Raw genomic sequence first — 16844 nt, 5'->3', positions numbered from 1 at the left:
GGTTCCGCTCATCCCCACGAGAGTGCGGACAGGTCGTTCACGAAGATCGGGTTCTCCTTCCAGAGGCCCTTGACGTTCTTCTTGGCGATCGTCGGGAACTGCGGCTGGTACAGGAAGCCGTTGGCCGCGTCGGTGGCCAGCATCTTCTGCGCATCGCCCAGCAGCTTGTTGCGCTCGGCGGCATTGGCGGTGGACTTGATCTTGTCGAACAGCGTGTTGAAGGCCTTCGACTGGTAGCCCCAGTAGTAGTCCGACTTGGCGTAGTTGCCGAGGTCGAAGGGCTCCACGTGCGAAATGATCGACAGGTCGTAGTCCTTGTTGCCGTAGGTGCCGCTGAGCCACTGCGCCCACTCGACGTTCTGCACCTTCACCACGATGCCGATCTTGGCGAGCTGGGCCACGATCACCTCGCCGCCCTGGCGCGCGTACGGCGGCGGCGGCAGCGTCATCTTGAGTTCGAGCGGCGTCTTCACGCCGGCTTCGGCGAGCAGCTTCTTGGCCTTCTCGATGTCGAAGGGGTTGACGCCCGTGGTGTCGACGAAGCCCGCCGCGCCCGGCACGTAGTGGCTGCCGATGGCCACGCCCAGGCCGTCGGCGGCACCTTCGATCACGGCCTTGCGGTCGATGGCCGCGAGGATGGCGCGGCGCACGCGCACGTCGTCCAGCGGCTTCTTCTGGTTGTTGATCGAGAGGATGGTCTTGGCGCGGGAGCCCGCCAGGATCACCTGGAACTGCGGGTTCGCCTTGAACTGCGGCACCACGCGGGTGCCGATGCGGGTGAACACGTCCACGTCGCCCGCCATCAGCGCGGCGGCTTGCGCGGCGGTGTCGGCGATGAAGCGGAAGGTCACCTTGTTGATCTTGGCGGTGGCGGGGCTGCGGAAGCCCTCCCACTTGCTCAGCGTGAGCGAGGAGCCCTTGGCCCAGGCGTCGAGCTTGTACGGGCCGGTGCCGACCGGCTTGGTGGCGTTGCCCTCGGCGCTCTTGGGCTCCACGATCACGGCCGTGGCCTGGCCCAGAACGAAGGGCAGGTCGGGGTCGATCTCCTTGTTGATGACGACCACGGTGTAGTCGTCCACCGCTTGCGTGGTGAGGTTGGCGAAGGTGCGCTTGTCCTTGTTGGTGCTCTTCTCGCCGCCGGCGCGGTCGAACGAGAACTTGACCGCGGCCGCGTTGAAGGGCTCGCCGTTCTGGAACTTCACGCCGCGCCGGAGCTTGAAGGTGTAGGTCTTCAGGTCGGGCGAAATCTCCCAGCTCTCGGCCAGGAGCGGCGTGACGCTGCCGTCGGCGTTGATCTTGGTGAGCGTTTCCAGGATGTTGTACTGCACGATCTCGGCGATCGCGGCGGCGGCGCCGGCCGTCGGGTCCAAGCCCGGCGGTTCGAGCGCCATGCCGATCACGATGGCGTCCTTCCGCCCTTGGGCCATGCCGGCCAGCGGGGTGGCCAGTGCGACGGTGGCGCCGGCGGTGGTGAGGAGGGTGCGACGGTTCAACATACTTGGGTATCTCCGGAAAACGGCCAGGGGTCGAATGACTGCTTGGGCGCCTGCCTTGCCCCGAAGGGAGGCGCAGCGCCGCGAAAGACAAGGCATGCAGCACGAAAGATGCCACGTGCGCAGCGGATCATTCTCTCGCAGCAGACAGGCTGGCGACGGGCCCCGGAAGCGGTTTTTCCTCGGGACGTACCCGGATGCCGGGGCCCGCGAAAGCGCTTGCGCTAGGCCCAGTACAGGGCGGCGATGTCGTTCACGAAGATCGGCGTGTCCTTCCAGAGTCCGCGCAGGTTGCGCGACGCCACGGTGATGAACTGCGGCTGGAACAGGAACACGTTGGCCGCGTCCTCGGCCAGCAGCCGCTGTGCATCGCCCAGATATCGCGCCCGGTCCGCCGCGCGCGGCGCATTCCGCGCCTTGTCGAACACCTCGTTGAACTTCGCCGACTGGTAGCCCCAGTAGTACTCGGGCTTGGTGTAGTTCACGAGGTCGAAGGGCTCCACGTGCAGGATGAGCGACAGGTCGTAGTTCTTGTTGCCGTAGGTGCCGCTCATCCACTGCGCCCACTCCACGTTCTGGATCTTCGCGACGATGCCCACCTTGGCGAGCTGCGCGGCGATGAGCTCGCCGCCCTGCCGCGCATACGGCGGGGGCGGCAGCACGAGATCGAGTTCGAGCGGCGTCTTCACGCCGGCCTCGGCCAGGAGCTTCTTCGCCTTCTCCACGTCGTAGGCGTTGATGCCCGTGGTGTCGATGTAGCCTGGCGCGCCCGGCACGTAGTGGCTGCCGATCGGAATGCCGCGGCCGTCCACCGCTGCTTCGATGACGGCCTTGCGGTCAATGGCCACGGAGATCGCGCGGCGCACGCGCACGTCGTCCAGCGGCTTGCGCTTGTTGTTGATCGCCAGGATGGTCTTGCCACGCGAGGCGTTGAACACCACCTGGAAGCGCTTGTCGTTCTGGAACTGCGGAAGGCTGCGCGACACCGAGGCATGCGGGAACAGGTCCACGTCGCCCGAGAGCAGCGCGGTGGTCTGCGCGGCCGGCTCCGAGATGAAGCGGAAGCTCACCTTGCGGATCTGCACGGCATCGGCGTGGCGATAGCCGTCCCACTTGGCGAGCACGATGGTCGAGCCCTTGGCCCAGTTGTCCAGGCGGTAGGGGCCGGTGCCGACCGGCTTGGTGGCGTTGGTTTCCACCGTCTTCGGCTCCACCACAATGGCCGATGCCTGCCCGAGCAGGAACAGCAGGTCGGGCTCGATCTCCTTGTTGATCAGCACCACGGTGTGCTCGTCGACCACCTGCGTGGCGATGTTGGCGAAGGTGCGCTTGTCCTTGTTGGTGCTGTTGGCCGCGGCCGCGCGGTCGAACGAGAACTTCACGGTGTTCGCGCTGAAGGGCTCGCCGTTCTGGAACTTCACGCCGCGCTTGAGCTTGAAGGTGTAGGTCTTCAGGTCGGGCGAGATGTCCCAGCTGTCGGCGAGCAGCGGCGTGACGCTGCCGTCGGAGTTGATCTTGGTGAGCGTTTCGAAGATGTTGTAGAGCACCACCTCGGAAATCTCCGCGCCGGCCTTGGCAGTCGGATCCAGCCCCGTGGGCTCCAGCGTGAGGCCGATCACCAGCGCGTCTTTCTTCCTTTGCGCGAAAGCGTCGAGCGGCAGCGCGAGCGGTGTCAGGGCTGCGGCGCCGGTGGCGAGCAGGGTGCGTCGTTTGAGCATGAAGCTGTGTCCTCGGTGACCTCGGGAAGGGGCAAGCATCATCCGCGAGACGGGTACCTCCGCGCAACCAGATGCTTATGACCCACTCATCCTACGAAGCGCCGGCGACGCTTCGGTGTCAGGCAGCGAGCAGCGTGCCGCCGGTGGGCGTGCGCGGCACCGCGTCGAGCAGCGTGCGCGTGTACGGGTGCTGCGCGTTGCGGAACAGCTCGCCGGGCGGGCCCCGTTCGACGATCAGGCCCTTCCACACCACGCACACGTCGTCGCACAGGTGGTTGACCACTGCAAGGTCGTGGCTGATGAGCAGGTAGCTCACGCCGAACTGCTGTTGCAGGTCCTGCATGAGGTTGAGCACCTGGGCCTGCACGGACACATCGAGCGCGCTGACGGGTTCGTCGGCGACGATGAGCTTGGGACGTGTGATGAGCGCACGTGCGATGGCGATGCGTTGGCGCTGACCGCCAGAGAACTCGTGCGGGTACTTGTCCATGTCGGTGGTACGCAGGCCGACGGCAGCGAGCGATTCGGCGGCACGCTCGCGCTGTTCCTTGCGCGATGCTTCTGCCAATGCTTCGAGCGGCTCGGCGACGATGCGCGCGACGGTCTGGCGCGGATCGAGTGAGCCGTACGGGTCCTGAAAGACCATCTGGAAATCGCGTCGTGCAGTGCGCAGTTCGCTCCTGGGCAGCGTGTGCAGGTCGCGCCCGAGCAGCTTCACGCTGCCCGAAGTCGGCGTGTCGAGCGCCATCACGAGGCGCGCGATGGTCGACTTGCCCGAACCCGATTCGCCGACGATGCCAAGGCTGCGGCCGGCTTCGACCTTGAAGCTCACGCCGTTGAGTGCCTTGACGGTCGGCGGCGGTGCAAAGAGTTTTTCGCGCGGCAGGTCGTAGTGGCGCACGAGGTCGGTCACCTCCAGCAGTGGCTGGGCGAGGGCGGATTCACTCATGAGGCAACGGCGACCTGCGTCGCGATTTCTTCCAGCCGGATGCAGCGCACCGCGTGGTCCTGCGGCAGCATCGTGGCCGGCGGCCGCGTCGTCTGGCAGGCGTCGATCGTGTAGCTGCAGCGGCCAGCGAACGGACAGCCCCTCGGCAGGTCGACCAGTTCGGGCACGCTGCCGCGGATGGTGGCCAGGCGCACGCCGCGCGGCGCACCGAGTGCCGGGCGGGCGGCGAACAGGCCCTGCGTGTAGGGATGGGCGCGGCGCGCGAACACGGCTTCGGTCGGGCCGCTCTCGACCACGCTGCCGCCGTACATCACCAGCATCTTCGAGACGGTCTGCGCGATCACGCCGAGGTCGTGCGAGATCAGGATCAACGCCATGCCGCGCTCTTCCACCAGGCTCTGGATGAGCTCGAGGATCTGCTTCTGGATCGTGACGTCGAGCGCTGTGGTCGGCTCGTCGGCAATCAGCAGGTCGGGGCCGCAGGCCAGCGCCATGGCGATGCCGATGCGCTGGCGCTGGCCGCCCGAGAACTGGTGCGGATAGGCATCGAGCCGCGAGGCCGCATCCGGAATGCCCACGCGTTCGAGCAGCGCCAGCACTTCCTTGCGCGCTTCGGCCTTCGAGAGCCCGCGGTGCAGCCGCAGCGGCTCGCCGACCTGGCGCACGATGGTGTGCACCGGGTTTAGCGCCGTCATCGGCTCCTGGAAGATCATGCCGATGCGGTTGCCGCGGATCTGGCACATGTCCTTTTCGTCGCGGCCGACGAGCTCGGTGTCGTCGAAGCGGATGCTGCCGGTGACCTTCGCGTTCGATGGCAGGAGGCCCATGAGCGACATCACGGTGATCGACTTGCCGCAGCCCGATTCGCCCACGATGCCCAGCGTTTCGCCGCGCTCCAGCGAGAAGGAAATGCCGCGCACGGCCTCGGCGGGGCCGCGCTGCGTCTGCAGTTCGATGTGCAGGTCCTTGACTTGGAGAAGGGGCATGTCGCTTTACCTTGCGCGCGCAAGGCGCGGGTCGAGCAGGTCGCGCAGGCCGTCGCCCAGCAGGTTCAGGCCCAGCACCGCCATCGCGATGGCCATGCCGGGGAACACGGCGAGCAGGGGCGACTGGAACGTCATCGTTTGCGCTTCGCTCAGCATGCGGCCCCACGACGGCTGCGGCGGCTGCGTGCCGAGGCCGAGGTAGGAGAGGGCGGCTTCGGCGAGGATCGCGATGGCGAAGCGGATGGTGATCTGCACGATCAGCACGGCCGAGATGTTGGGCAGCACGTGCTGCATCGTGATCGAGAACGGCCCCTTGCCACAGGCGCGCGCGGCGGCGATGTATTCACGCGACCAGATCGCATTGGCCGATGCACGCGTGATGCGCGCGAAGGTCGGGATGTTGTAGATGCCGATGGCGACGATGGCGTTGACGATGCCGGCGCCGAACACGGCCGTCATCATGATCGCCGAGAGGATGGCGGGGAAGGCGAGCGAGAAGTCGGTGAGCCGCATGATGGCTTCCTCGACCCAGCCGCGCTTCGCCGCGGCGAGCAGTCCGAGCGCGGTGCCGACCACGAGGCCGATGCCGACCGCGATCACGCCCACCAGGATGGAAGCGCGTGCGCCCACCAGCAGCAGCGAGGCCACGTCGCGCCCGTAGGTGTCGGTGCCCAGCCAGTGCGAGCCCGTCGGGGGCTTGAGCTTGTTGGCCATGTCCATTTCGTAGGGCGACCAGGGCGTCCAGACGAGCGAGAGGGCGGCGGCCAGCAGGAGCAGCAGCGTGAGCACGCCGCCGATCACGAAGCTGCGGTGCTGCAGCGCGCGGCGCCAGAAGCCCGGCACGGTGAGCGCGGCTGCGCTTGGAGCGACGACGGTGCTCATATGTCGCTCGCCTTGATGCGCGGGTCGATCACGGCATAGAGCACGTCGACCACGAAGTTCACGATGACCACGAGCGCCGCGAGCAGCATCACGCAGTTGCGCACCACGATCAGGTCGCGGTTGCTGATGGCCTGGAAGATGAGCCGGCCCAGACCAGGCAGATAGAAAACGTTCTCCACGACGATGGTGCCAGCCAAGAGCTCGGAAAACTGCATGCCCATCACGGTGATGACCGGGATCATCGCGTTGCGCAGCACGTGGGTCCACAGCACCATGCGCTGCGACACGCCCTTGGCGCGTGCGGTGCGAACGAAGTCCTCGCGCATCACCTCGAGCACGGCCGAACGCGTGATGCGCGCGAGGATCGCCGCCTGCACCACCGCCAGCGACAGCGCCGGCAGCAGCAGCGACTTGAGCCCCGCGAAGATGCCCTCGCCCCAACCCTCGAAGCCACCGGCCGAGAACCACTGCAACTGCACCGAGAACACCAGGATCAGCATGATCGCGAACCAGAAATTCGGGATCGCGATGCCGACCTGCGCCATGCCCATGAGGCCCACGTCGCCCAGCTTGTTATGGCGAGCAGCGGCGGTCACGCCCACCAGCAGCGCGATGACCACGGTAAAGGCCATCGCCAGCAGCGCGAGCGGCACGGTGAGCGCGAGGCGTTCGAGGATCAGGTCGAGCACCGGCGAGCTGTAGGCGTAGCTGTCGCCGAGATTGCCGGTGAGGAGACCTCCGATCCAGTGCCAGTAGCGCGTCCAGGCGGGCTGGTCGAGGCCCAACTTGGCGGCCAGGGCGGCGACGGCGTCGGGCGACGCGTCGGGGCCCATGAGCATCTGCGCGGCGTTGCCGGGCAGGATCTCCAGGACGAGGAAGACGATGACCGAAGCGCCGATCAACGTGCCGATCAACGTGGCGAGGCGCTTGAATAGAAACAGGCTCATGGGGCGGGGCGCAGCATAACTGACTACTGCAACAAGTGTGCCGTGAATGTGGCCTTTGTCATTCACAAGATGGCCCGGCCGCCCGGTCCGTCGATAATCGGGGGATGGCCCTCATGATCACCGACGAATGCATCAACTGCGATGTCTGCGAGCCCGAGTGCCCGAACGATGCGATCTACATGGGCGCGGAGTACTACGAGATCGATCCGCACAAGTGCACCGAATGCGTCGGCCACTTCGACGAGCCGCAGTGCGTGCAGATCTGCCCGGTGGCCTGCATCCCGCTGAACCCCGAGCATGTGGAAAGCCGCGAGACGCTGATGCAGAAGTACCAGCGCCTCACGGCGATCAAGGTGACGGCGGTTTCGCCGTCAGCCGGCGTCTGAGTCGCGGGGCTTCCGCTTCTTTTTCTTCGCTGGCGCATCGCCGGCCGATTTGCCACCTGCTCCACTGCTGAAGCTCATGGTGGACTTGCGCGGGTCGCCGGCTGCCTTTGTGGCGCGTTCCCGGGCCTGTTGCTCCGCCAAGGCCATGCGCCGCTCTGCCATTGCGGCGCTCCTTGCTTCACGGGCCGCTTGGCGATCGCGGTCGTAGGCCGCTTTTTCCTGCGACAGGCGAGAGCGCTCCATCTGCTCGGCCTGCTTGCTGTTGTTCCGCGCACCGGCTTCGGCGGCCCGGCGGTCCGCATCGCTGCGGGGATCGTCCACCTTCACCGTCTTGCCGCCCTCGCAGGGGCGGTCCGAGTAGGTGCTGCCGCATCGCCAGGTCTTTGCGGAATCCTGGGCCGCCACGCCGTTGGAATACGCGCAGGCCGCTATTAAAAATACAGCCAGTCCGAATTTCCCCACCCTCTTTTCTCTTCTTCTCGCCTTCATTTTTATTCCTCTCCCTCCTGCGCTCCGGTTGCCGGCTAGGTGGCGGCAGGCGTGCCCCCGTCGCCGGGCTCCCGCCGCGGCGGTTTGGGCCGGGGCGGTTTGCTCGTGTGAATCAGCAAGGTCGCTTTCTCCATCTCGCCGGCGATGAGCGCCGGCGTGGCGTGCAGCGTGCGGACGATCGCATCGTCGATGGCTTCGCGTTGCTCCTTGAGCGGTTTCTTGAGCACCCAGTTGACGACCTCCGACTTCACGCCGGGGTGCCCGATGCCCAGGCGAAGTCGCCAGTAGTCGCCGGTGCCCAGCTGCGCGTGGATGTCGCGCAGGCCGTTGTGGCCCGCATGGCTGCCGCCGAACTTGAGCTTGGCTTGGCCGGGCACCACGTCGAGCTCGTCGTGGACGACGAGGATTTCGTCCGGCGCGATCTTGAAGAAGCGCGCGAGCGCGGCCACCGATTTGCCCGAAAGGTTCATGAAGGTCTGCGGCTCCAGCAGCCAGATGCTCTGGCCGCCGATGCTGGCGCGCGCCGCGAGGCCGTGGTAGCCGCGCTCGGGCACGAGGTTGAGTTTCCAGTCGCGCGCGAGGGCGTCGATCCACCAGAAGCCGGCGTTGTGGCGCGTGGCTTCGTACTCAGGGCCCGGGTTTCCGAGGCCGACGAACAGCTTGATCATGGCGGGAATTATCTCGCCGCCCCCAAAGCAAAAGGCCCGCACGAGGCGGGCCTTTTGCAGGGGACGGGAAGAATTACTTCTTCGCGGCGGGCTTGGCCGTCTTGGCGGCAGGCTTGCCACCGGCAGCCGGTGCGGCGCCTTCGGCAGCTGCGCCTTCGGCGGCAGGTGCCGGCTCTTCGGCGACCAGCGGCGGCACGGCCGACACGATCACGGGGTTCGTCTTGCCGTGGCTCACGAACTTCACGCCCTTGGGCAGCTTGATGTCGTTGACGTGCAGCGTGGCGTTCTTCGTGAGACCGGAGAGGTCCACTTCGATGAACTCGGGCAGGTCGGACGGCAGGCAGCTGATTTCCAGCTCGGTGATCACGTGGTTCACCAGGTTGTGCGCGGTCTTGACGGCTTCGGACTCTTCTTCACCCTTGAAGTGGAGCGGCACCTTCATGTGCAGGCGGGTCTTGGCATCCACGCGCTGGAAGTCGATGTGTTGCACCAGCTGGCGGAACGGGTGGTACTGCACGTCGCGCAGCAGCACTTTGCTGGTGGCGCCGCCGAGTTCCATTTCGAGGATCGACGAGTGGAAGGCTTCCTTCTTGAGGGCGTGCCACAGCGCGTTGTGATCGATTTCGATCAGCTGGGGCTGCAGGCCTTCACCACCATAGACGATACCGGGCGTCTTGCCCGAAACGCGGAGACGGCGGCTCGCACCCGTACCCTGCTTGGCGCGCTCAAAAGCGACGAATTTCATAACTGGCTCCTGTGAGAGTCCACCGCGACCAGTGCGACTCCGGTTCAAAAAGGCTTCCGGAAGGAAGCCCGCTCTTTGGCTCTCAGGTCAGAACAGGTTGTCCTGGTCCGAGAACAAACTCATCACCGACTCGCCCTTGGCAATGCGCTGGATCGTTTCGGCGATCAGCGGTGCCACGGAGAGCTGGCGGACCTTTCCGCATGCGAGGGCCGCATCGGAAAGAGGAATGGTGTTGGTCACGACCACTTCATCGAGGGCCGAGCCCTTGGTGATGCGCTCGATGGCCGGGCCCGAGAAGATCGGGTGCGTGCAGTAGGCGTAGACGCTCTTGGCACCGCGCTCTTTCAGCACTTCGGCCGCTTTGACCAGCGTGCCGGCCGTGTCGATCATGTCGTCCATGATCACGCAGTTGCGGCCGTCGATCTCGCCGATCACGTTCATGACTTCGCTGACGTTCGCCTTCGGGCGGCGCTTGTCGATGATGGCGAGGTCGCAGTTCAGTTGCTTGGCCAGCGCACGGGCACGCACCACGCCGCCGACGTCGGGCGAGACCACGATCAGGTCTTCGTAGTTCTTGGCACGCAGATCGCCCAAGAGGACCGGCGAGGCGTAGATGTTGTCGACCGGGATGTCGAAGAAGCCCTGGATCTGGTCGGCGTGCAGGTCCATCGTGAGCACGCGCTCGACGCCGACGGTTTCCAGCAGGTTGGCCACCACCTTGGCCGAGATCGGCACGCGGCTCGAACGCGGGCGGCGGTCCTGGCGGGCGTAGCCGAAGTAGGGAATCACGGCGCTGATCCGCTCGGCCGAGGCGCGCTTGAGCGCGTCGACCATGATCAGCAGTTCCATCAGGTTTTCGTTGGTCGGTGCGCAGGTGGGCTGCACCACGAACACGTCGCGTGCACGGACGTTCTGGTTGATTTCGACAGTGACTTCTCCATCGGAGAAGCGGCCGACGCGTGCGGCGCCCAGCGAGGTGCCGAGGTTGTGCGCGATTTCTGCGGCGAGGCCAGGATTGGCGTTGCCGGTGAAAACCATGAAGTCAGGGTGATTAGCCTGCATGAGCGCGTCCCGGCAGTGCGAAATTGGCTTTGAGGAAGCCGCCAAAAGGTTTTGAGTCGTGGCGGCTGGTGGGCCGCCGATTATTGCAGCGGGTGTGCTGCAGAAGAAACACTGCGGCCATCGGGCCGCAGTTTCAAAGGTACTGCGGGGGTTAGCCCGCAGTTTCAATAGGTTTGGCAGGGGAGAAAGGATTCGAACCTTTGCATGCTGGAATCAAAATCCAGTGCCTTAACCAGCTTGGCGACTCCCCTACACGGGTCGATGGTTTGCACCATCAACCGATATATGTCGCGTCGGACCGCAAAAACGATCTGACCATTTTCAGGCTGCCCAACCTACCAGAGGATGAACAGCCAGGTTGCTGCATTGACGAACCTGCCAGCCCGCGGGGGCTTCGACCAGTTCCGCTTCATGCGGCCCTTGCGGCAATTTTGCGAACACCGAACTTCCGGAGCCGGTCATCCGGGCCTTCAATCCTTGGGCGCCGAGCCATTCGATGGCATCGGTGACCGCGGGGCAAAGTCGCTGGGCAACCGGCTGCAGGTCGTTGTGGCCGAAGTCGAAAACCTTGTTATCTAGGTTCCGGGCTTCAAGCTGTTCGCTATCTGCAGCAAAGCCCGAGATTATAGCAACAGGAGTTGAGCGTTCAAGGTCATCCGCAGAAAAAATTAGGCGGGTATCCAATCCTTCGGTGGGCTTGACCACGGCGAACCGTGCCGACGGCAGGGTGACGGGCGTGATTTCCTCGCCGATGCCCTCGACCCATGCGTGGTGTCCGCCGAGGAAGAAGGGCACGTCGGCGCCCAGTTTCAGTCCGATTTGCGTGAGCCGTGACAACGGCAGGTTCAGGTTCCACAGGCGGTTGAGTGCCAGCAGGCACGTGGCGGCGTCCGATGAACCGCCGCCCATGCCCGCCTGCGCCGGGACATGCTTCGCGACGCCGATATGTGCGCCCAAGCCTGGCGCCGCGTGCACCTGGAGCGCCCGGGCCGCGCGCAGGATCAGGTCGTCGGGAGGCAGTTCGGTGGTCAGGTCTTCGCGGGTCAGCTGGCCGTCGCGCCGCAGCTCGACGTGCAGCGTGTCGCACCAGTCGATCAGCATGAAGACCGACTGCAGCAGGTGGTACCCGTCGTCGCGCCGGCCGGTGATATGCAGGAACAGGTTGAGCTTGGCCGGTGCGGGAAGGTCGTAGAGGGCCTTCATGACCGCTCGAACACGATGCGCAGGTCCGCCCGGGGGCTCGGGGATTCGCGGGTGGCCTGGAGGCGCCCGTTCGCGAGCTGGCCCAGGTCGGGGCGCCAGCCGGGCACGCTTTCGTTGCGCCCGGCGAGCCAGCCGAACAGCGCGCCGACCGGGATCGCCGCACCGGTCGCGGCTTCGATCAGCGCATCGACCGAGTCGTAGCGGCGGGTCTCGCTGCCGTTCTTCAGCAGGGCCTCGCCCGGCGCCCAGTGCAACTGGGCCAGGGTGCTGCCGATTGGCGTCGTCAGCGTGAGGTCGCCCGTATCGGCCGAGCCGCGCAGCTCGAAGAGCGCGGCGAAGGTTTGGACCGGCTCGCTGTCGATGCGCAGCGACATCCGGCCGCTCCAGCTGTCCGAGCTCCGCGGCGTGGAAGAGCCACCTGTCAGCTGGGCGCAGCCTGCTATCGAAAGAAGAGTTGCCCCGCCCGCCGACAGAAACGCACGGCGGCCGGCTTGCGGTCCGGAGACGAGCACGGTCACGGCTTGACGCGCAGGCGCTTGAGCGTTTCCTGCAGCGTCTCGTTTTCCGCGTCGCTCAGCAGCGCCTCTTTCCAGATCGTCACTGCGCGATCTTTCTGGCCGGTACTCCACAGCACTTCGCCGAAGTGCGCGCCGATCTCGGGATCGGGCCGGGTCTTGTAAGCCGCTTCGAGGATGCGGATCGCCTCGGCCGTGTTGCCGAGCCGGAACTCGACCCAGCCCAGGCTGTCAGCGATGAACGGGTCTTCCGGTGCCAGCTGCACGGCCTTGCGGATCAGCGTGCGGGCTTCGTCGAGCCGGATTTTGCGATCCGCGAACGAGTAGCCCAGGGCGTTGTAGGCGTTCTGGCTCTCTGGCTTGAGCTGGATCAGCCGGCGCAGCAGTCGCTCCATGTCGTCGAGGCGGTTCAGCTTCTCGGCCACCATCGCCTGGTCGTAGACCAGGTCGCCGTCATCGGGCGCGGCCGTGGAAGCCTGTGCCAGCATGTCGTAGGCGGCCTGGTATTGCTTGGCGTCGCGCAGCAGTTGCACTTCGGCGAGGAATTTCTGCTTCTTGTCGTCGGCCGTGCGCTCCGGCAGGGCGCGGATGACTTCGCGGGCCTGGGGCAGCTTGCCCTGGCGTGCCAGCAGGCCTGCGCGGCGGGTCTGGGCGATGGTCAGGTCCTCGGTGCTGTCGATGCGCGAGAGCCAGCGTTCCGCGCCGGGGAGGTCCTTGCGCCGTTCCGCCAGTTGCGACAGGGCGAGGTAGGCCTGCGTCACGCCGCGTTTGCGATCGGCCGCGTCGGCGTCCTTGTTGTTCTGGCTGGAGGAGAGTTCGATGTAGCGCTTGAGGGACGTCTCCGCCGCGCTGTCCTGCTTGGCCTGCATCTGCAGGCTGCCGAGCAGCAGCCAGGGCTCCGCGAGTTCGGGCCGCGAGGCGGTGAGCGCCTGCAGCTGGGCCTGGGCATCGGCGAAGCGGCGGTTCTCGACCAGCACGCGCGAATAGGCGATGCGCAGGTCGGGCGTGGCCTTGGTGTTGGTGGCGAGGTAGCGTGTGACGATCGGCTCGGCCAGCGGCTGGTTGGGGTCGACCAGCTCGAGCGCCAGCGCGGGCGGGGCGTCGGAAGCCGGATCGATTTCCTGGCCCTTGCGCGCGGCCTCCAGGGCGCCAGCGTTGTCCCCGGCATTGAGGCGCAGCCGGCCCACGGTGGCCCAGGCCAAGCCGCCGGTGGTCGGGCTCTTGAGCTCATCGACCAGCGCCCGCTCGACCACCGAAGCGGCCAGCTTCTTGTCAGTGGCGCGCGAGTAGTTGCGCGCAATCACCGCCATCAGCAGCGGACGCTCGATCTGTGAGGTGGCTGCCACTTCGGCGCGCAGCGGCTCGACCGTCTCGCCGATGCGGTTCAACGCGATCAGGATCTGCAGTTCGATGCGCCGTGCATCGCGCGACGTGGGCAGGGATTCCTGCCATGCGCGGGCTGCCGCCAGCGCGGCGTCGCCGGAGCGCGACTGCAGCGCGATCTCGACCGCCCGCTGGAACAGCTTTCCGTCGCGCAGCCGGCGGGCCGCGTCGAGCACCAGCGCATAGCCGGAGCCAGGGTCGCCCGAACGGGCGGTCATCTCGCCCATCAGGATTTCGTAGAACAGGTCGGCGGTCAGCGCCGACGGCTGCGGCGCGGGTTCGCTCGCGGGCTTCGGGGCGGCGGCCCGGGGCCGGACGGCGGGCCTCGGCGGCGCATTGCGCTCGATGATGGGCGCCGGGCTGTTGGGGGCGGCGGGATCGGAGGTTTGCGCGTGGGCCGCGCAAGCCAGCAGCACGAGAGACGCGGCCGCCGCAAGGCGGTGTCGGCGGGGCGATGGAATCATCGAATCATGATAATCGAGGCTTTTGAATGAGCGACGCGTGGGGCTTCGTCTTCGCCGGAGTTTTACTTTCATGCCTGAGCTACCCGAAGTCGAAGTCACCCGCCGCGGTTTTGCCGACCGCATCGCCGGCGCGCGCATCGATGCCGTGCGCATCGGAAAACCGTTGCGCTGGGCTCTGATGGTGTTGCCCGAGGCATTGGTCGGGCGGCACGTGCGCGAGGTGCGGCGGCGCGGCAAGTACCTGCTGATCGACCTGGACCGGGGCCTGCTGCTGCTGCACCTGGGCATGTCGGGCAGCCTGCGCTTCGACGCGGCGCTGCCGCCGCCCGGCACGCACGATCACTTCGACCTCGTCACAGACCGCGGCACCTTGAGACTGAACGATCCACGCCGCTTCGGCGCCGTGGTCTACGTGGACGACGAGGCCGCGCCCTGGGCCATCAAGCTGCTCGGCGGCCTGGGCATGGAGCCGCTGGGGGATGCCTTCGACCTCGATGCCTTCCACGCGGGCCTGCGCAAGCGCAAGACGGCGGTCAAGCAGGTGCTGCTGGCGGGCGACGTGGTGGTGGGGGTGGGCAACATCTATGCGTCCGAGGCGCTGTTCCAGGCAGGCATCCGCCCGACGCTGTCGGCCGCGCGCATCAGCCGGCCGCGGGCGGCCAGGCTCCATGCGGCGGTGCGCGAAATACTGGCTCGGGCGGTCGAAAAGGGCGGCAGCACCCTGCGCGACTTCTCCAACGTGGACGGGCAGAACGGCTATTTCCAGCTCGAAGCCACCGTTTATGGCCGGGCCGGCGAGCCGTGTCGGGTTTGTGCAACGCCGATCCGGCAGGTGCGACAGGGGCAGCGCTCCACTTATTTTTGCCCCAATTGTCAGAAGTAGCGGGCTTGGCTTGCGATTGAATACCCTGCAAACAACCGCTGCGCTGTTTGCGATGCTATATTTGTAAGCTCTTTCTTACATATTTCCCTTGAGCCGCTCTTTCAACCAACAACTCGATCAGCACGGTGCGTGGCGAAGCAACTTCGCCCACCGGCTGCAGTGGCTGTCCCGCTGGCTGACCGAGAACGAGCTGCTCGACCAGGCCGTGGCCGAGCGCTTGCGGGGGCTCGAACTGCAGATCCGCACCAGCAAGGTGATGGTCGCGTTCGTGGCCGAGTTCTCACGCGGCAAGTCGGAGCTGATCAATGCGATCTTCTTTGCCGACTACGGGCGCCGCATCATGCCCGCGAGCGCGGGGCGGACCACGATGTGCCCGACCGAGCTGGGCTACGACCCCGCCATCGCGCCCAAGCTGCGGCTGCTGCCGATCGAAACCCGCCTGGAGCCGCATTCGCTGACCCACTGGCGCGAGAAATCGACCCGCTGGACCGAGATCCCGATCGAGGTCGGCAACGCCGAGCAGTTGGCCCAGGCGATGGGCAAGGTGGCCGAAGTCCGCTGGGTGAGCAAGGACGAGGCCCGCGCGCTCGGCTTCTGGAACCCTGAGACGCCCGACGACAACCCCGTGCAGGACGCCGAAGGCCGCGTCGAAATCCCGCGCTGGCGCCATGCCGTGCTGAACATGCCGCACCCCTTGCTCGAGCAGGGGCTGGTGATTCTCGACACCCCCGGCCTGAACGCGATCGGCGCCGAGCCCGAGCTGACGGTGAGCCTGATCCCGCAGGCGCATGCCGTGGTCTTCATCCTGGGCGCCGAGACGGGCGTGACCCGTTCCGACCTGTCGATCTGGCGCGAACACCTGATCACCGAGGACGAAGGCGGCGACACGCGCTTCGTCGTGCTCAACAAGATCGACACGATGTGGGACTCGCTGAGCACCCATGCGCAGATCGAGGCGCAGATCGAGCGCCAGCGCGACAGCGCGGCCCGGCTGCTCGAAGTGCCGCTCGCGCAGGTGCTGCCGGTGTCCGCGCAGAAGGGCCTGCAGGCCAAGATCCAGCACGACCCCCGCCTGCTCGAAGCGAGCCGCCTGCCCGCACTCGAAGCCCTGCTGGGCGAAGGCGTGCTCGGCAAGCGCGAGACCATGCTTCGCCTGGCCGTCGATGCGGGCATGACCGCGCTGCGCACCGAGGCCGAACGCATCCTGAAAGTGCGCCAGCGCGACCTGTCCGAGCAAGCGCTCGAGCTGCAGGGGCTGCGCGGCAAGAACGTCTCGGTGATCCGCCACATGCGCTCGCGCATCGACCAGGAACATGCCGAGTTCGAAGGCAGCAACACCCGCATCCTGGCGCTGCGCTCGGTGCAAGGCAAGCTGCTGCGCGAGGTGTATGCCGTGCTGGGCCGCACCGCGCTCAAGGCCGACATGGTGCGGCTGTCGGCCGCGCTCAAGCGCCCCGGCATCAAGCTCAACGTGCGCAAGGTGTACGGCGAGACCTTCGATTCGCTGCGCAACAACCTGCGCGAAGTGCAGGCGACGACGGCCGAGATCCAGTCGATGCTGCACGCCACCTTCCGCCAGCTCAACGCCGAGCAGGGCTTCACCCTGCAGGCGCCTGCCGAACCCGACCTCACCGGCTTCGAGCAGGAACTCAGCCAGATCGAGCGCAGCCACATCCATTACCTGGGCGTGGGCAACCTGCTGAAGCTCGCGCAGGCCGATTTCTGCGACAAGCTGGTTCGCGCGTTGGCCAGCCGCCTGCGCCTGGTCAACGAAGCCGCGATGACCGAGGTCGAGCGCTGGAGCAAGGGCGCGAGCGCGCAGATCGATGCGCAGCTCAAGGAGCGCCGCCGCAACTTCAGCAAGCGCATCGAGGCGATCGAGCGCATCCAGAGCGCGGCGGGCAACCTCGACGAACGGCTGCTCGAACTGGCCGCGCAGGAAACCAATCTGGCCGAGCTGCACGCCCGCCTGCGTGAATTCACTTCGCTGATCACGCAGCAGGGCAAGCCGCAGGCCGTGGCCGCCGTCAGCGAGTTGCGTGCGGCCTGAGCGTTCCGCTTGTGCGGCGGC

16 protein-coding genes and 1 tRNA gene are annotated in these 16844 nt (G+C 66.5%); 3 read left to right on the top strand and 14 right to left on the bottom strand.

Features of this window, described 5'->3' with window-relative positions; translation table 11 throughout:
- Positions 1-8: 8 nt before the first annotated feature.
- The 6 genes from M2282_RS22130 to M2282_RS22105 all read right to left on the bottom strand — a co-directional run bounded on the left by M2282_RS22130 (position 9) and on the right by M2282_RS22105 (position 6975).
- Positions 9-1496 carry an ABC transporter substrate-binding protein gene (locus tag M2282_RS22130; RefSeq protein ID WP_280810915.1) on the bottom strand — a complete coding sequence of 496 codons (1488 nt, stop codon included), beginning with the start codon at positions 1494-1496 and terminating at the stop codon, positions 9-11.
- Positions 1497-1717: 221 nt separating this feature from the next.
- Positions 1718-3211: an ABC transporter substrate-binding protein gene (locus M2282_RS22125; RefSeq protein WP_280810914.1), complete on the bottom strand. Its 1494-nt coding sequence runs from the start codon at positions 3209-3211 to the stop codon at positions 1718-1720.
- A gap of 118 nt (positions 3212-3329) precedes the next feature.
- The gene (locus M2282_RS22120; RefSeq protein WP_280810913.1) at positions 3330-4160 is read right to left on the bottom strand and encodes an ATP-binding cassette domain-containing protein; all 831 of its coding nucleotides are present in this window, start codon (positions 4158-4160) and stop codon (positions 3330-3332) included.
- Complete coding sequence (locus M2282_RS22115) at positions 4157-5146, bottom strand: ABC transporter ATP-binding protein (RefSeq protein ID WP_280810912.1); 990 nt, start codon at positions 5144-5146, stop codon at positions 4157-4159. Before M2282_RS22115 ends, M2282_RS22120 begins: the two co-directional genes overlap by 4 nt.
- Positions 5147-5152: 6 nt before the next feature.
- The gene (locus M2282_RS22110; protein WP_280810911.1) at positions 5153-6028 is read right to left on the bottom strand and encodes an ABC transporter permease; all 876 of its coding nucleotides are present in this window, start codon (positions 6026-6028) and stop codon (positions 5153-5155) included.
- Positions 6025-6975: an ABC transporter permease gene (locus M2282_RS22105; protein ID WP_280810910.1), complete on the bottom strand. Its 951-nt coding sequence runs from the start codon at positions 6973-6975 to the stop codon at positions 6025-6027. Before M2282_RS22105 ends, M2282_RS22110 begins: the two co-directional genes overlap by 4 nt.
- Before the next feature lie 104 nt (positions 6976-7079).
- Between M2282_RS22105 and M2282_RS22100 the strand changes: the two genes are divergently transcribed.
- Positions 7080-7361, top strand: coding sequence for a YfhL family 4Fe-4S dicluster ferredoxin (locus M2282_RS22100; RefSeq protein WP_280810909.1), 282 nt, complete (start codon positions 7080-7082; stop codon positions 7359-7361).
- Here M2282_RS22100 and M2282_RS22095 read toward each other — a convergent pair.
- The 8 genes from M2282_RS22095 to M2282_RS22060 all read right to left on the bottom strand — a co-directional run bounded on the left by M2282_RS22095 (position 7347) and on the right by M2282_RS22060 (position 13890).
- Entirely contained in the window at positions 7347-7850 is a 504-nt protein-coding gene (locus tag M2282_RS22095; RefSeq protein ID WP_280810908.1) for a hypothetical protein, read from the bottom strand. The genes M2282_RS22100 and M2282_RS22095 overlap by 15 nt on opposite strands.
- Before the next feature lie 35 nt (positions 7851-7885).
- Complete coding sequence (gene pth, locus M2282_RS22090) at positions 7886-8518, bottom strand: aminoacyl-tRNA hydrolase (RefSeq protein WP_280810907.1); 633 nt, start codon at positions 8516-8518, stop codon at positions 7886-7888.
- Positions 8519-8591: 73 nt separating this feature from the next.
- A complete protein-coding gene (locus M2282_RS22085; protein WP_280810906.1) occupies positions 8592-9263 on the bottom strand; it encodes a 50S ribosomal protein L25/general stress protein Ctc in 672 nt (223 codons plus the stop codon).
- Between the two features lie 87 nt (positions 9264-9350).
- Positions 9351-10325 carry a ribose-phosphate pyrophosphokinase gene (locus tag M2282_RS22080; RefSeq protein ID WP_280810905.1) on the bottom strand — a complete coding sequence of 325 codons (975 nt, stop codon included), beginning with the start codon at positions 10323-10325 and terminating at the stop codon, positions 9351-9353.
- Between the two features lie 174 nt (positions 10326-10499).
- A tRNA-Gln gene (locus M2282_RS22075) sits at positions 10500-10576 on the bottom strand.
- 70 nt (positions 10577-10646) lie between these two features.
- The gene (gene ispE / locus M2282_RS22070) at positions 10647-11528 is read right to left on the bottom strand and encodes a 4-(cytidine 5'-diphospho)-2-C-methyl-D-erythritol kinase (protein ID WP_280810904.1); all 882 of its coding nucleotides are present in this window, start codon (positions 11526-11528) and stop codon (positions 10647-10649) included.
- Positions 11525-11902 carry a lipoprotein insertase outer membrane protein LolB gene (locus tag M2282_RS22065; protein ID WP_280810903.1) on the bottom strand — a complete coding sequence of 126 codons (378 nt, stop codon included), beginning with the start codon at positions 11900-11902 and terminating at the stop codon, positions 11525-11527. The genes ispE and M2282_RS22065 overlap by 4 nt, the downstream gene beginning before the upstream one ends.
- A 140-nt stretch (positions 11903-12042) precedes the next feature.
- Positions 12043-13890 (bottom strand): tetratricopeptide repeat protein, encoded by a 1848-nt coding sequence (locus M2282_RS22060; protein ID WP_280810902.1) that lies wholly within the window; start codon positions 13888-13890, stop codon positions 12043-12045.
- Between the two features lie 70 nt (positions 13891-13960).
- Between M2282_RS22060 and mutM the strand changes: the two genes are divergently transcribed.
- Both mutM and M2282_RS22050 read left to right on the top strand, forming a co-directional pair.
- Positions 13961-14773 (top strand): bifunctional DNA-formamidopyrimidine glycosylase/DNA-(apurinic or apyrimidinic site) lyase, encoded by an 813-nt coding sequence (gene mutM, locus M2282_RS22055; protein ID WP_280810901.1) that lies wholly within the window; start codon positions 13961-13963, stop codon positions 14771-14773.
- 88 nt (positions 14774-14861) lie between these two features.
- Complete coding sequence (locus M2282_RS22050; RefSeq protein ID WP_280810900.1) at positions 14862-16823, top strand: dynamin family protein; 1962 nt, start codon at positions 14862-14864, stop codon at positions 16821-16823.
- Positions 16824-16844: the final 21 nt, after the last annotated feature.

Origin of the sequence: Variovorax boronicumulans, from assembly GCF_029892485.1 — a bacterium.
GTDB lineage: Bacteria > Pseudomonadota > Gammaproteobacteria > Burkholderiales > Burkholderiaceae_C > Variovorax > Variovorax boronicumulans_B.
This window is presented reverse-complemented; position numbering and strand designations above follow the sequence as displayed.